Source organism: Cupriavidus gilardii, from assembly GCF_013314895.1.
Classification (GTDB): domain Bacteria; phylum Pseudomonadota; class Gammaproteobacteria; order Burkholderiales; family Burkholderiaceae; genus Cupriavidus; species Cupriavidus gilardii_C.
Window position 1 is genome coordinate 67,852 of the sequence record NZ_JABTYE010000009.1, and the last position, 14,163, is coordinate 82,014.

Consider the following 14,163-nt stretch of genomic DNA (forward strand, 5'->3'; position numbering starts at 1 on the left):
CTGCTGGCGGGTGTTTACTGGTTCGAGAAATTTCTGGCGGTTAATTGCATTCGTGCCGACGACCATGCCGGGCAGTCCAGGCGAATAGATTGGGCGGCACTGGCCCTTTCCACGGTCAATCGGCGCGATGCAGGGCCTTGGTCCGGTACAGCATGTACAGCGCGACCGGCGCGCCGACCAGCCCGATCACGGCATTCAGGTGAAACACATGCCGGCTCCACGGCAGATGCACCACCAGGTCGGCGGCCAGGCCCAGCACCGCGCCGACCAGCGCCGCGCCGGGAAGCAGCACGCGATGGTCGGCGCAGCGCCACAGCGTGCGGGCCAGCTGCGCCGATACCAGTCCGAGGAATGCCACCGGGCCGCAGAAGGCCGTCACCAGCCCGGTCAGCCAGGCGGTGGCCAGCAACGCGGCGCGCTTGACCCGCGCCACCGGAATCCCCATCGATTCGGCGTAGCGCTCGCCGAGCAGCAGGCCATTGAGGGGCTTGACCAGCAGCAGGCTGCCGATCAGCCCGATCGCCACGCCCGGCACCAGGATCTCGAGCTGTCGCCGCGTGGCGCCGGCGAAGCTGGCATCGTCCCAGGCCTTGAACGCACGGGCCTGAGTCTCGTCGATGAAGTGCATCGACGCGCTGATCAGCCCGACCGCAAGGTAACCGAGCATCAGGCCCGTGATCAGCAGCGTCACCGTGCCCACCCGCCGCGACAGCACCGCGAGCAGGGCCAGCACGGCGGTGGAGCCGGCGATCGATGCCAGCGCCATGCCAAGATCCCCGACCAGCCCGTAGCGCAGCAGGAACGCATTGCCGGCGACGCCGGCGATGGTCACCAGCAGCGCCGTACCGAGGCGCGCGCCATGCACGATGCCGAGCACGAAGGGATCGGCCAGCGGATTGCGGAACAGCGTCTGCAACAGCAGCCCCGACACGCCGAGCGCGGCGCCGCTGATCATCGCGTTGACCGCCCGGGGCAAGCGGAAGCCAAGCACGATCTCGCGCCACACCGGCGCTTCCACCATCTGCCCGGTCAGCGACTGCAGCACCGCGGGCAACGGCACGGCGACAGCACCAAGCGTCAGCTCGGCAATCAGCAGCAGCAGTGCGGCCAGCATCAGGCCCGCGAAGATCAGCGCGGCGCGCGGGCTCGATCTGCGTGGTATTGCCGCCGTGGCGGGAGCGTGGATCAGGGTCGTCACGGTAGTTTGCGCAGAAATTGAGGAGTCAGGCGAAGGGCAGACGTTTCGGGCCCGGCAGGTTCGATGACGCCGGCAGCTTCGCCTGCCAGTTCAGGATGCAACGCGGCGATGGCTTCGGCCAGCTGGATATGCGGCCGCGTCATGCTCTGGTCCTGGTACGGATACGCCCACGCCCCGGTATACCCACGGTCCCACGCATGGACATTGCGCGCGCTGGCGGCGGCAAAGCGCCCATGCAGCGGATTGGCGGCGATCCACGCCTCGATACTGGCCTGCCCGCCCATCGTGCCGAGCCATGCCGGCGCGCTGGCCCCTGTCGCGTAGACGCGCTCGAACGGCAAATAGACCAGGCTGCCAGTGCCGCCGCCGTCCAGCACGTAGCGCCCGCCAGCGTCCGCGATGAGCCTGGCGCGCTGGTTGTGCTCGCCGAACGTCTCGAAACGATTGCGGCCGGCGGCAAAACCGGACATCACCATGGGACGGCTCGTCGCCCGCGCGCCAATCGCGGACAGACCGTTGTATGCGGCTTCGATCGACGCAAAGCGATCGTTGGCACGCTGCTCCCGATTCGACAGCAGCGCCAGCAGCTTGAGCCATTCGGCACGCCCGAGCGGATGGGGTTCGTGATGGTCGGCCTGCGGAATCGCCCGCACACCGAGTTCCCACAGGCGGGGATGCATATTGCCCTGCGGATAGGCCGAATAGAAGCTGAGGTAGACGTCCGCCTGCACCGACATCGCCTGTTCGATCGAGGCATGGCCATAGCCCCACATATCGTGGACCAGGCCCTGCTCGACCCGTGCGCGCACCGACGGCACCGTCACGCTGCGCACGTTCTCGGCGCCGTACAGGCGGTCCACCAGGCCGAGCTCGTCCAGTGCTCCCAGCATCGCGGCATTGCCGGTGACCAGACGCTGGATCGGCACCAGGATCACCGGTACATCGGCGGCATGCGGCGGCACCGGCGTGCCGCATTGCACCAGCAGATATTCGAGCCGCTCGCCGGTCGCCACGCTCGGCGTAAAGCGGACGCGCTTGTAGTGGGGGCCGTATTCGACCTGCAGCTGCGACGAATGCGAGAACGTGGTCTTCTGCGGAAAGTAATCGACACCGGGTCGATAGTCGGCGACGCAGGCCGCATCGAGATTCGCGATCGGCCCGCCGGGTCCGACGGCCTGCTCCGGCCATGCGGCGCGCGCAGGCGCGTCGATGCGCGTGCAGCCGCACAGCAGGCCGGCAGCGAGCGCCATCGCGGCAAGACGTCGGCTCACCGCACCGTCTCCGTGGCAGAGCCAGACCCGGTCCGCTCCGACGCCACGCGCAGCGCCTCCACCAGCGCGCCGAGCGTCGCGTAGCGCGTGCCATCGTCACCGTCGCGCGCCACCGTGTAGCCAGAAGGATCGGCATGCACCGTCAGCGTCGCCGAGGCGTCGCGTACATACCCAGCCCGCTCGAGCGCTCGCGCGGCCCAGCTGACGCGCAGCCCCACGCCTTCGAGCCGCACTGCGCGCGTGCCGGCCCGCCCCACCCGCAACTCCGCGCGCTCGAGATCGAAGTCCAGCCCATCGGCGGCGAAGCTCGCACCCAGCGTGCCGGCGATCGCCAGGTCCTCTGGCGCGCCGACATGCAGCTGCCGCTTGCCGTCGATCAGCCACAGCTCGTCCGCATAGCGCAACGCCAGTTCGAGGTCGTGCGTGGACAGCAGTACAGCCAGGCCGCGCTCGCGCGCGAGATCGAGCAGCAGTTGCATGGTGCCGACGCGACGCGGCAGATCGAGAAACGCCGTCGCTTCGTCGAGCACCAGCAGGCTCGGCTGTTGTGCCAGGGCGCGCGCAATCATGATCTTCTGCCGCTCGCCATCGGACATCTCGGCGACCAGCCGATCCGCCAGCGGCAGCGCGCCGGCACTGACCAGCGCCTGATGCACGATGCGATGGTCGTCCGGGCTCAGGCGGCCAGCCCAGCCCAGATAGGGATAACGCCCCATGCTGGCGAGTTCGTAGCCGCGCATCAGCGTGCCGTCGACCCGCTCGGTCAACACGACCGCAAGGCGCCGCGCCCGCTGCGCCGACGGCATCGCATGGATCGGCTCGCCGTCCAGATGCACCTGTCCCGCTACCGGTGCCTGCATCGCGCACAGCGTGCGAATCAGCGTCGATTTGCCGGCGCCGTTCGCGCCCAGCAGACAGACGAAACGCCCGCTCGGGATGGCCAGGTCGAGCGGACCCAGCAGCGGCCTTCCGCCGTGCCCGGCGAACAGGCCCGTGGTGACCAGCACCGTCACAACGTCGCTCCGAAGCTCGCGAACACCGTGCGCGGTGCACCGGGATAGGTCGGCACGAACGCGCCGCCCGAGTCGTAGTAGCGGCGATCGCCGAGGTTCTGCACCGTCAGCTGCAGCTTGTAGCGCCGCGCCTTGCCGAAGCGATAGGCGATATTGGCATCCCATCGCGTGTACGACGGCAAGGCGAAGGTGTTCTCGGTATTGGCCTGCCGTTCGCCCACATAGGTCGCGCCAATGCCGACGCTGAGGCCCGATGCGACGCCGGCAAAGTCATAGGTGGTCCAGATGCTCGCGGTGCGGCGCGGCGCATTGGCCAGCAGCTTGCCGACCAGCGCCGGATTGCTGTCCGCGGCGATCTCGGCCTTGTATTGCGTATAGCTCGCCAGCACCCGCCAGCGCGGCGTGATGCTGAACGGTACGTCGATTTCCCAGCCGCGGCTGCGCTGCTCGCCCACCTGAATCACATAGTTGAAGTCCTCCGGGTCCGATACCACGCCGTTGCTGCGGCGGATATCGAACAGCGCGACGGTCGGCTCGAGCCGGCCGTCCAGCAGGCTGAACTTTGCGCCGACCTCGGTCTGCTTGCCACGCGACGGCGCGGGCAATGTGCCGGCCCGTAGCATGCCGCCGGAGGGCTCCGTCAGGAAGGACCGCGCCCAGCTGGCGTAGAACGACACGGCCTCGACGGGCGTCCACGTCAGGCCCGCGCGCGGCGACAGCGCATCGTCATGCCGGACCAGCGTGTCCGCTGCCTGCAGGTACTGCGCCCGCGCGCTGGACCGCGAACGGTCGTAGCGCAGGCCGAGCAGCAGGCGCCAATGCGGGCCGAACTGCAGCTCGTCCTGCGCATACAGGCCGAGATTGCGGCCGGTGTAACGAGAACCATCGTACGGCAGCAGCGGTCCGGCGGCGGTGCCATGCACCGGGTGGTAGAGGTCGATGGGCAGATTCACCGGGAAGCCGCCCGGCCCGAGGTTGGCCTGAGCGCTGAAGTCCCATTCGTCCCAGTTGTAATCGGCGCCGATCAGCACGCGATGGCCGATGCCGGCGGTATGAAAGCGGCGCGAGGCTTCGGCCATCAACGTGGTATCGGTCTGCCGATCGATATTGCGTTGCTTGCGGCGGTTGACCTGCGGGTCCGGGCCTTCGGCGCCGCCGATCGGCTGGAATCCATACGGATACCAGACCGCATCGGTGCGCGCGTACGATCGTTGGGCGCCGGCGCGCAGCTCCCAGCCGTTGTCGAAGCGGTGATCGAGCACCAGCGACCCGAGCGCGCTGTCGTTGTCCAGCCGTGCGTCCCGCTCGCCATAGTTGTAATGGATTGGCACGCCGAGAAACAGCGGGCTGTTGCCGAAGCCGCGGTCGAAGGCCGAGCGACGGCGGCCGAACTCGAATTCCGCGGTCAGCCGCGTCTGCGGCGCGAGCTTCCATTGCAGTACCGGCGACACGAATGCGGTTTCGGCATCGACGAAATCGCGGAAGCTGCGGTTGTCCTGCCAGGAACCGGTGATCCGGTAGCTCAGCGTATCGCTGATCGGTCCGGTGCTGTCCACCGTCACGCGGCGGAAATCATGGCTGCCGCCAGTGAGCTCGACACTGTGCTGCGGCTTGTCCAACGGCTTTTTGGTGACCAGATTGACCACGCCGCCAGGCTCGAAGCGGCCATAGAGCGCGGACGCCGGGCCCTTCAGCACTTCGATCTGCTCGATATTGACCATCTCGTCGACCGGTGCGAAGACGCTGCGGCGAAAGCCGTTCTTCAGATTGGCCGAGGTGGCGAAGCCGCGCAGCCGGAAGCGGTCGTTGCTGCCGCCCCAGCCGACTTGCGGCGTCACGCCCGGCACGGTGCGAATCGCCTCGCCCAGCGTGAACACGCCACGGTCTTCGATCAGCTCGCGCGTCACGGTCTGAATCGAGAACGGCGTTTCCTTCAGCGCGGTATCGCTCTTGTTGGCGGTGGGCGCCACCACCGCGCGATAGGCCCGCTCGCGCGTGCCGGTGACAGTCACCGCTTCCAGTTCGGCCACCGCGCCGGCCTCTCCCTCCTGCGCCGCGCAGATGCCGGGCACCGCCGCGAGCAGTGCCATGGTCGCGCGCCGCTGCCATCGGTTCGTATGGGGTCGTGTTTGCATGATCGAGGGCAAGGTAAGCGGTCCGGGTAGCCAGTGGGCGGAGGACGATAATGATATTTCATTATCATTAGAAGTCAATCCGTGGAAATCAATCCGCCGCCCCGTTGAGCCCGCCTTCGCGACCGCTGCAGCAGACTGCGCGGCCCTGGCACGCCAGTTGCATTCCATCTTGGATACAAGATTGGATGCACCAAAATGCTACGGACCATCATCGGCACTACCGCCACCACCACGACCACCACCACCGCTCCGACCCAGGGTTCGCCCGCCTGGATCCGCCGCTTCGACACCGCGCTCGCCGGCGCGGCGTCTGGCCAGCTGGCCGGCCTCTCCTTCGCCATCAAGGACAACATCGATCTGGCGGGCTACCCGACTACGGCTGCCTGTCCCGCGTTCGACCGGATGCCGCGCGACAGCGCGCCGGTGGTGCAGAGGCTGCTCGCGGCTGGTGCATCGCTGCACGGCAAGACCAATCTCGATCAGTTCGCGTGCGGGTTGAACGGCACGCGCTCGCCCTATGGCGCCGTGCCGAACGCCTTCGATCCAAGCTATGTGTCGGGAGGCTCGAGCTCGGGCTCGGCCCATGTGGTGGCCATCGGCGAGGTCGATTTCGCGCTGGGCACCGATACCGCCGGTTCCGGCCGCGTGCCGGCGGGGCTGAACAATATCGTCGGACTGAAGCCGAGCAAGGGCCTGATCAGCGCGCGCGGTGTCCTGCCCGCGGCGCAGAGCGTCGATTGCGTATCCATCTTCGCGCGCACGGTCGCCACCGCATGCCGCGTGCTCGCCGTGGCGAAGGGCTACGACCCGCTCGATCCATATTCCCGCGATCTGCCGCTTTGCAGCCGTCCCTTTGCGGCCGAGTTCCGCTTCGGCGTCCCCGATACGCTGGAATTCTGCGGCGATGCCCTTGCCGAGCGCGAATTCGCGGTCGCGATCGAACGGCTGCGCGAACTGGGCGGCGAGGCGGTGACGATCGACTACGCGCCGCTGGCCGAGGCCGCCGCCCTGCTCTATGACAGCGCGCTGGTGGCCGAGCGCTACGCGGCCATCCGCACCTTCTTCGATGCGCACGAAGCCGACGTCGCCGAGCCGGTGCGCAGCATCGTTGCCAGCGGCCGCCAGTACAGCGCGGCCGACGTGTTCGAGGCCCAGACGCGATTGCGTGCCCTCGGGCAGCGCGCGGCGGCGATGTGGGAGCGCATCGACCTGCTGCTGGTGCCGACCGCACCGACCCACTACACCATCGCGCAGATGCGCGACGATCCGATCGCCCTGAACCGCCATCTCGGCGCCTATACCAACTTCGTCAATCTGCTCGACTACGCGGCCTTGTCGGTGCCGAGCAGCCTGCGCGCCGACGGCCTGCCGTTCGGCATCACGCTGATCGGCCCGTGCGGCAGCGATCTGCAATTGGCCGAACTGGGGCAGCGTTACCACCACCGCACCGGACTGATGCAGGGCGCGACGGGCGTGCCGTTGCCCGCGCCCGAGCCGATTCCAGGGCTGGTACCGGCAGGCGATGACACCGTGCAAGTGGCCGTAGTTGGCGCCCATCTCAGTGGCATGCCGCTGAATACTCAACTGACCGAGCGCCGCGCCCGCCTGGTGCGGCAGGCCATGACCGCGCCCGACTATCGGCTGTACGCGCTGCCCGACAGCACACCGGCGAAGCCGGGACTGCTGCGCGTCGCGCCCGGCACCGGCCACCGCATCGCACTCGAGATCTGGGAGATGCCGGTGCAGGCTTACGGCTCCTTTGTGGCGCTGATTCCCGCGCCGCTGGGAATCGGCCGCATCCGGCTCGACGACGGCGGCGACGTACAGGGCTTCCTGTGCGAGCCGTTCGCGCTGGCCGGCGCCTGCGATATCAGCCACTTCGGCGGCTGGCGCGCGTATCTCGCGGCGAACGCCTGACGCGTTTCCCGCCCCGACTTCGCACACCCCAAACCCGATTACCGACTAGCGACCTCAACCTCCAGGAGCGATCTCATGCCCCCCGAAACCCAATCGTCCCAGGCTGCCCACGCAACGCCCGTTTCCGACGCCGCCACGTCGCTGCAAAGCGGCCGCCGGCGCGTACTGAAGGCCGCCGCCGCAACCGCGCTCGGCGTCATCGGCGCGCCCGCCATCGTGCGTGCCCAGAGCGCGCCGCCGATCCGCGTCGGCTTCTGGCCGGTGGCCTCCGGCCTGCCCTTCTTCGCCGCGATCGACAAGGGCTATTTCAAGGAAGCGGGCCTGAACGTGCAGGCGCAGAAGTTCGCCAGCCCGCAGCAGGTCACCGAGGCGATCCTCGCCGGACGCTCCGAGGGCAGCGCCAGCGGCACTGCGTCGGCCGCGCTCGCCATCGGCGAAATCGCTCAGCCGGGCCTGGTCAAGATCTTCTGCGCCAATCCCAGCAACGCCAAATACGTGCTCGACGAATTCCTGGTCGCCAAGGACAGCCCGATCCAGAGCATTGCCCAGCTGAAGGGCAAGAAGATCGGATGTGGGCCGGGCGTGCAGAACGTGCTGATGGCCAAGACCGTGCTGGAGCGCGCGGGTGCGACCGGCGCCACCGTGGTCGAGCTGCCGATCGGTCAGCATGTGGCCGCGATTGCCGCAGGCCAGATCGAGGCCTGCTACACGCTCGAGCCGACCGGCACGATCGGCCGCCTCAATGGCGCGACCCGCACGCTCGAAGTCGGCGTGATCGCCAAATACCTGCTCGGCGATCCGATGGCGCCGTGGTTCGGCGGCTCGGCCAGCCTGTCGAGCGAATTCATCGCCAAACACCCCGACGTCGCCCGCAAGTACATCGCGGCCTATCGGCGCGGCGTCGAGCTGGTGCAGAAGAACCTGCCGGAGGCGCGCGCGTCGCTGAAGGGCTATACCGCGATCGAAGGCGCGCTGACCGCCGAGGTACCGATGGTCGACTACGTGTTCTCGACCGAGTTCAAGCCGAGCGACGTGGCCTATTTCCAGAAGTACTTCGACCTGTTCGCCGAGAAGGGCATCTTCAGCAAGCGCGTGCTGGTCGATTCGATGCTCTACAAGGGTTGATCGTCATGCCCGAAACGACCACGACTTCGCCGGCCTCCCCGCCGTGGGCTGCGGCCGCGGCAGCGGCCACGCCTGCGCCGCCCAAGCCATCGCTGGGCAGCCGCCTGCTGCCTTTCGTCGGGCCGCTGGTGCTGTTCGTCATCTGGGACCTGGCCGTGCGCGGCGGCTTCATCAAGGCCATCCTGCTGCCGCCGCCGTCCGACACCATCGCCACGCTGGTATCGGGCCTGCTCGGCGGCCCACTGCTGACGGACTTCCTGGTGACGGTGGCGCGCACACTGCAGGCCTTCCTGATCGCCGCCGTCGTGGGCATGCCGCTGGGCGTACTGCTCGGCAGCAACGAGAAGGCCTATCGCAGCGTCGAGTTCCTGATCGACTTCTTCCGCTCGACGCCCTCGTCGGCGCTGATCCCGCTGTTCCTGCTGATCTTCGGCGTGTCCGATATCAACAAGGTGGCGATCGCCGCGTTCGGCGCCCTGCTGATCGTGGTGTTCAACAGCGCCTACGGCGTGATCAACGCGCGCAAGCAGCGCGTGGCGGCGGCGCAGGTGATGGGCGCCTCGCGCTGGCAGATCTTCAAGGACGTGCTGATCTGGGAAAGCCTGCAGCCCTCCTTCGTCGGACTGCGCTCGGCCGTGTCGATGGCGCTGGTGATCGTGATCGTCGCCGAAATGTTCATCGGCTCGGAGAACGGCCTTGGCCATCGCATCATCGACGCGCAGCAGGTGCTGAACGTCAAGAGCATGTACGCGGCAATCCTGGCCGCGGGCGCGCTCGGCTATGTATTGAACATCCTGTTTCTGGTGATCGAACGCCGGATCGTGCATTGGAGCGGCAGATGAGCGCAGTGATCAACGCCCCCGTTTTCGCGGACACGCCGAAGCCGGCTTTCCGCCCCGGCCCCGCCGGCACGCATATCACCATCCGTGGGCTGACCAAATACTTCGCCGGCTGGCCGCTGTACGAGAATTTCGATCTCGATATTCCGAAGGGCAAGATCGTCTCGATCTTCGGCCCCAATGGCTGCGGCAAGTCCACGCTGATCAACATGATCGCGGGCCTGGTGCCGATCGACGCCGGCGAGATCCTGTTCGACGGCAAGTCGCTCAAGGACACCAAGATCGGCTACGTGTTCCAGAACTACCGAGAAGCGCTGTTCCCGTGGATGCGGACCATCGACAATATCGCCTATCCGTTGAAGCTGGCCGGGCAATCGAAGGCCGAAGTCGATCGCCGCATGGCCGAGCTGGTGGCGTCCTTCGACGTCAAATTCGACCTGAACCGCTATCCGTATGAGCTGTCAGGCGGCCAGCAGCAGACCGCGTCGATCATGCGCGCGCTGGCGCCCAAGCCCGAAGTGCTGTTCCTCGACGAGCCGTTCTCCGCGCTGGATTTCGAGATGACGCTGTTCATCCGCGAGAAGCTGCAGGAGGTCTTCATGCAGACCGGCACCACCATGATGCTGGTCTCGCACGATCTCGAGGAAGCGGTGTATCTGGCCGACGAGGTGCTGCTGCTGACCAAGCGCCCGACGCGGGTGGCCGAGATCCTGCACTACGGCGACGCGCGTCCGCGCACGGTGGAGACGCTGTCGCAGCCGAGCTTTGTCGATACCAAGCGGCTCAGCATGGAAATCTTCCAGCGGGAGGTACGGCGCTGAGCGGCGCGCGGCGCGACGCATCGGTCCCGCCGCGCGGTATGCTTCGACCCAGCAGAAGACGGAGACACCTTCTTTCCATGCAGACTCTCAGCAAGCAGGCGCGCGCGGCAACCATCAAGGCGCCCACGAAGGCGGCCCCGAAGACCGCCCTCAAGCGCACCGGGACGGCGCACCAAAAAGGGACGCCCGACGCCGTCGCCGCCGCCCCGCGGCGCTCGGTCGCCGATCAGGTCTATGACGGACTGAAACGCGATATCGGCCAGTTCCGGCTGGTGCCCGGCGACCGCTTCACCGAACTGGAGCTGTGCGCGCGGCTGGGCGTGTCCCGCACGCCGGTGCGCCAGGCGCTGGTGCGCCTGCAGCAGGAGGGCTATGTCGAGGTGCTGTTCCGCAGCGGCTGGCGCGTGCTGCCGTTCGACTTCGATCGCTACGAACAGCTCTACGATCTGCGCATGGTGCTGGAAACCACGGCGGCGCAGCGGCTGTGCGCCGAGGCGCCGGTCTGCGGAGCGGCGGTCGACCGCGCAGGCCTGGACCGGCTGGCCGCGATCTGGCTGGTCGAGCCGGCGCGGCGCAGCACCGACGGTGCCCAGGTCCGGCAATGGGACGAGGAATTCCATTGCGCGCTGGTCGAGGCGGCGGGCAATGCGGAAATGGCGAGGGTGCACCGCGACATCACCGAGCGCATCCGCATGGTGCGCAGTCTGGATTTCACCAAGTCGTTCCGGATCGAAGCCACCTACGAAGAGCACGCGCAGATCCTGCGCGCCATCCTCGCCAAGCGTGCCGACCAGGCCACGATGCTGCTGCGCGCGCATATCGGCAGCAGCCAGGCCGAAGTGCGCAAGATCACGCTGCACCAACTGCATCTGGCGCGGCATCAGGGAGGGACCGCGGGCGACGGCCGCGCCTGACGCCGCGAGGCGGGCATCCTCGCCTCGGCAAATTTCTCAGAACACGTGCCGCACGCCAAGCACGACGCCGGTCTGGTCCGCGCCCGCGCCGCCGCTCGGGCCGGCGTTCGCCACGCTGAGCGCCGACGCACCCCGGTTGTCCATCCACGAAACGTTGGCGTAGAGCTCGCTCCGCTTCGACAGGTTGTACACGGCGGACACGGCATAGCTGATCGCATCGTCCGGCGAATCGCGGCGATCGGTCCGGTAGACACCGCCGCGCAGCGCCAACGCCGGCGTGAACTGGTACGCCGCGCCGGCCCAGTACAGATGGGCGCGCAGCGAAGGCGCAGCGATGGTTCCCTGCAGGAAGCGATAGCCGGCCATGGCGGACAGCGGCCCGGCCGACCACAGCAGCCCCGCGGCATAGCGACGTTCGATGTTGCCCTGCGTGGCAGCCGCTGCGCCGCGGCGCTGATGGTAGGCCAGTACCGTGCTGAGGTTGCCGACGGTATAGGCGACACCGGCACCCATTTCCTGTCCGATCCGGAACGACCCCGCGACTTCCGATCCATTGGCGATGGTCGCGTCGTAACCGCTGCTGTAGAGCCCGGTCACGGTCATACCGCCGAACTTGCCGGTGTACTTGATCGCGTTGTCGGCGCGGCCGGCGAAGTGCGGGTCCTGCGGCAACACGCCATAACTGGCATAGCGGGTCGGATCGAAGGGCACGAACAGGTCGTACAGCGTATTGTTCTGCCGGCCCAGCGTGATCGCACCCCAGCGGCCTTGCAGGCCGACATGGGCCTGGCGGCCGAACAGCCGCCCACCCTGCCCCGACGTTCCGCTATCGCTGTTGTAGCCGCTCTCGAGCACGAACACCGCGCTCAGCCCGCCGCCGAGGTCTTCCTTGCCCCGCAAACCCCAGCGCGATCCGGCCAGGTTGCCGCTGGACATGCGGAACACGCCGCCGTCCGCGCCGGCGTGGCTGATGTACTCGACGCCGGTATCGAGCAGGCCATAGAGCACGACGGCGGACGCCTGCTGCGCGTGCGCGCCGTTAGTGGCCATTACCGCAGCAGCGGCGGCGGCCGCGGCCGCGGCCGGCACGCCGTTGATCTTGCGGTGGTGGCGAAAGGCAAAGCGCCGCCCTGCCTTCACAGGCAATTTCATGTCTCCTCCTTGTTTTTGTGTGTCGGGCCGGGAATGCCCTGTCAGACCAGCTTCTTCAGTTGGCTCTTGTAGTCCGCGCCGCGCTCGACGTAGTCGGCCGCGTTGGCGCGCAGATTGCGCACTTCCTCCTCGCTCAGTTCGCGCACGGCCTTCGCCGGCGAGCCGACGATCAGCGAACGTGGCGGGAAGGACTTGCCCTCGGTGACCAGCGCGCCCGCCGCGACCAGCGATTCGCTGCCGATGGTCGCGTTGTTCAAAATCACCGCCTGGATGCCGATCAGCGCACCATCGCCGATCGTGCAGCCATGCAGCATCGCCTGATGCCCGATGGTGACGTCGGTACCGATGCGCAGCGGGCAGCCCGGATCGGCATGCAGCACCGCGCCCTCCTGGACGTTGGTGCGATCGCCGATCGCGATCGGCTCGTTGTCGGCGCGGATCACCGCGCCGGGCCATACGGTGACCTGCTCGCCAAGCTGCGCGTTGCCGATGAGGGTGGCCTGATCCGCCACGAAGGCGGTGTCGGAGATGGACGGCGTCAGGTCGCCGAGCCGGTAAAGAGCCATGTCGAGTAATGCGTTGGTTGGGGGAGAAGGAAGCGTTTGCGTTTGCGTTTGCGTGCGGCTTGTGGCCTGCGGCTTGCGGCTCGAGGCTTGCGGCTATTCGATCGACACGTTGGCCTTCTTGACCAGCGCGGCATAGCGCGCCGCCTCGCTGGCGAAGAACTTTGCCGCCTGCGCCGGCGTGGTAGGCCGCGTGGCGGTCGCCTGCTTCTTCAGGGCCTCCACTACCTCGGGGCTGGTGAAGGCCTTGGCAAAGGCGTCGTGCAGGCGCTGCACTTCGGCGGGCGGCATGTTGGCCGGACCGACCAGCGCGAACCAGCCCTCGATGTCGAAAGCGGGCAAGCCCTGTTCGGCGATGGTCGGGATATCCGGCGCCGCCTGCGAGCGGGTCGCGCCGCACAGGCCGATCGCGCGCAGCGTACCGGCCTTCAGATGCGGCAGCGCGGCGTTCAGCGCGACCACGCCCATCTGCACCTGTCCCGACAGCAGATCGGTAACCATCGGACCGGTGCCCTTGTACGGAATATGACGGGCCTTGACGCCGGCCTCCTCCAGGAACATCTGGCCGGCCAGATGAATCACGGTGCCGTTGCCGGACGACGCGTAGTTGTAGTCGTCCGGCCTGGCCTTCAGCAACCCGACCAGCTCCTTGACGTTGCGCGCCGGCACCTTGGGGTTGACCACCAGCACCAGCGAGGTTGCGCCCAGCACGCTGATCGGCGTGATGTCCTTGATCGCATCGAACGGCATCGACTTGAATACGCTGGGATTGATCGCGTGGTTGTTCGACACCATGCCGAGCGTGGTGCCGTCCGGCGCGGCCTTGACCACCGCCGCCGTACCGGTGATGCCGCCCGCACCGGGCATGTTCTCGATCACGACCGGTTGGCCGAGCGCCTTGCCCAGCGCCGGCGCGGCGGTCCGCACGATGGCATCGACTCCCGAACCCGCGCTGATCGGCAGGATCAGCCGGATCGGCTTGCCGGAGCCCGGCTGCGCCTGCGCGGCGCGATGGGGATACAACGCCGGCACGCCCAGCATGCCAAGCGTGACGGCTGCCGCAGTCAATTTGATCACGTTGCGACGGGTCGGGAGCGGGGGCGCGATGGCGCGCGAGCGAGGCGAATGCATGATGTTGTCTCCGGATGGGTAGTGTTCGGCCGCTGTGCCGCGGTCTGTTCGGGCTTGTGCTGGCCTGTCCTGGCCTCGATTTGG

The 14,163-nt window shown here is 67.7% G+C and carries 12 protein-coding genes; 5 read left to right on the top strand and 7 right to left on the bottom strand.

Annotated features, from left to right (window positions below; genetic code table 11):
• Window positions 1-115 precede the first annotated feature (115 nt).
• The 4 genes from HTY53_RS10960 to HTY53_RS10975 are packed head-to-tail and all read right to left on the bottom strand — an operon-like array spanning window position 116 to window position 5,572.
• Window positions 116-1,198, bottom strand: a complete 1,083-nt coding sequence (locus tag HTY53_RS10960) for a FecCD family ABC transporter permease (protein ID WP_174106528.1) — start codon at window positions 1,196-1,198, stop codon at window positions 116-118.
• Window positions 1,195-2,469, bottom strand: a complete 1,275-nt coding sequence (locus tag HTY53_RS10965) for an ABC transporter substrate-binding protein (protein WP_174106529.1) — start codon at window positions 2,467-2,469, stop codon at window positions 1,195-1,197. Before HTY53_RS10965 ends, HTY53_RS10960 begins: the two co-directional genes overlap by 4 nt.
• Window positions 2,466-3,482, bottom strand: coding sequence for an ABC transporter ATP-binding protein (locus HTY53_RS10970; protein WP_174106530.1), 1,017 nt, complete (start codon window positions 3,480-3,482; stop codon window positions 2,466-2,468). Before HTY53_RS10970 ends, HTY53_RS10965 begins: the two co-directional genes overlap by 4 nt.
• Window positions 3,479-5,572: a TonB-dependent siderophore receptor gene (locus tag HTY53_RS10975; protein ID WP_174106531.1), complete on the bottom strand. Its 2,094-nt coding sequence runs from the start codon at window positions 5,570-5,572 to the stop codon at window positions 3,479-3,481. The genes HTY53_RS10970 and HTY53_RS10975 overlap by 4 nt, the downstream gene beginning before the upstream one ends.
• A gap of 240 nt (window positions 5,573-5,812) precedes the next feature.
• Here HTY53_RS10975 and atzF point away from each other — a divergent pair, with 240 nt between their 5' ends.
• The 5 genes from atzF (at window position 5,813) to HTY53_RS11000 (ending at window position 11,233) form a co-directional block, all read left to right on the top strand.
• Window positions 5,813-7,534 carry an allophanate hydrolase gene (gene atzF / locus HTY53_RS10980; RefSeq protein ID WP_174106532.1) on the top strand — a complete coding sequence of 574 codons (1,722 nt, stop codon included), beginning with the start codon at window positions 5,813-5,815 and terminating at the stop codon, window positions 7,532-7,534.
• 75 nt (window positions 7,535-7,609) lie between these two features.
• Window positions 7,610-8,659: an ABC transporter substrate-binding protein gene (locus HTY53_RS10985; RefSeq protein WP_174106533.1), complete on the top strand. Its 1,050-nt coding sequence runs from the start codon at window positions 7,610-7,612 to the stop codon at window positions 8,657-8,659.
• 5 nt (window positions 8,660-8,664) lie between these two features.
• Window positions 8,665-9,501 carry an ABC transporter permease gene (locus tag HTY53_RS10990; protein ID WP_174106535.1) on the top strand — a complete coding sequence of 279 codons (837 nt, stop codon included), beginning with the start codon at window positions 8,665-8,667 and terminating at the stop codon, window positions 9,499-9,501.
• Window positions 9,498-10,319 carry an ABC transporter ATP-binding protein gene (locus HTY53_RS10995; RefSeq protein WP_174106537.1) on the top strand — a complete coding sequence of 274 codons (822 nt, stop codon included), beginning with the start codon at window positions 9,498-9,500 and terminating at the stop codon, window positions 10,317-10,319. Before HTY53_RS10990 ends, HTY53_RS10995 begins: the two co-directional genes overlap by 4 nt.
• Before the next feature lie 77 nt (window positions 10,320-10,396).
• Window positions 10,397-11,233 carry a GntR family transcriptional regulator gene (locus HTY53_RS11000; RefSeq protein WP_174106539.1) on the top strand — a complete coding sequence of 279 codons (837 nt, stop codon included), beginning with the start codon at window positions 10,397-10,399 and terminating at the stop codon, window positions 11,231-11,233.
• Window positions 11,234-11,269: 36 nt separating this feature from the next.
• Here the strand turns inward: HTY53_RS11000 and HTY53_RS11005 are convergent, their stop codons facing one another.
• From HTY53_RS11005 to HTY53_RS11015, 3 genes are all read right to left on the bottom strand, one after another.
• Window positions 11,270-12,385: a porin gene (locus HTY53_RS11005; protein WP_174106541.1), complete on the bottom strand. Its 1,116-nt coding sequence runs from the start codon at window positions 12,383-12,385 to the stop codon at window positions 11,270-11,272.
• Window positions 12,386-12,426: 41 nt separating this feature from the next.
• Complete coding sequence (locus tag HTY53_RS11010) at window positions 12,427-12,951, bottom strand: gamma carbonic anhydrase family protein (protein WP_174106543.1); 525 nt, start codon at window positions 12,949-12,951, stop codon at window positions 12,427-12,429.
• A gap of 93 nt (window positions 12,952-13,044) precedes the next feature.
• Window positions 13,045-13,989: a tripartite tricarboxylate transporter substrate binding protein gene (locus HTY53_RS11015; RefSeq protein ID WP_254599914.1), complete on the bottom strand. Its 945-nt coding sequence runs from the start codon at window positions 13,987-13,989 to the stop codon at window positions 13,045-13,047.
• Between the last annotated feature and the right edge of the window lie 174 nt (window positions 13,990-14,163).

What these genes read in the sequence shown, in the direction of transcription:
- HTY53_RS10995 (WP_174106537.1), top strand. Translation starts at nt 9,498, where the DNA reads ATGAGCGCAGTGATCAACGCCCCCGTTTTCGCGGACACGCCGAAGCCG.
- atzF (WP_174106532.1), top strand. Translation starts at nt 5,813, where the DNA reads ATGCTACGGACCATCATCGGCACTACCGCCACCACCACGACCACCACC.
- HTY53_RS10985 (WP_174106533.1), top strand. Translation starts at nt 7,610, where the DNA reads ATGCCCCCCGAAACCCAATCGTCCCAGGCTGCCCACGCAACGCCCGTT.
- HTY53_RS11000 (WP_174106539.1), top strand. Translation starts at nt 10,397, where the DNA reads ATGCAGACTCTCAGCAAGCAGGCGCGCGCGGCAACCATCAAGGCGCCC.
- HTY53_RS10975 (WP_174106531.1), bottom strand. Translation starts at nt 5,572, where the DNA reads ATGGCACTGCTCGCGGCGGTGCCCGGCATCTGCGCGGCGCAGGAGGGA.
- HTY53_RS10990 (WP_174106535.1), top strand. Translation starts at nt 8,665, where the DNA reads ATGCCCGAAACGACCACGACTTCGCCGGCCTCCCCGCCGTGGGCTGCG.
- HTY53_RS11015 (WP_254599914.1), bottom strand. Translation starts at nt 13,989, where the DNA reads ATGCTGGGCGTGCCGGCGTTGTATCCCCATCGCGCCGCGCAGGCGCAG.
- HTY53_RS11005 (WP_174106541.1), bottom strand. Translation starts at nt 12,385, where the DNA reads ATGAAATTGCCTGTGAAGGCAGGGCGGCGCTTTGCCTTTCGCCACCAC.
- HTY53_RS11010 (WP_174106543.1), bottom strand. Translation starts at nt 12,951, where the DNA reads ATGGCTCTTTACCGGCTCGGCGACCTGACGCCGTCCATCTCCGACACC.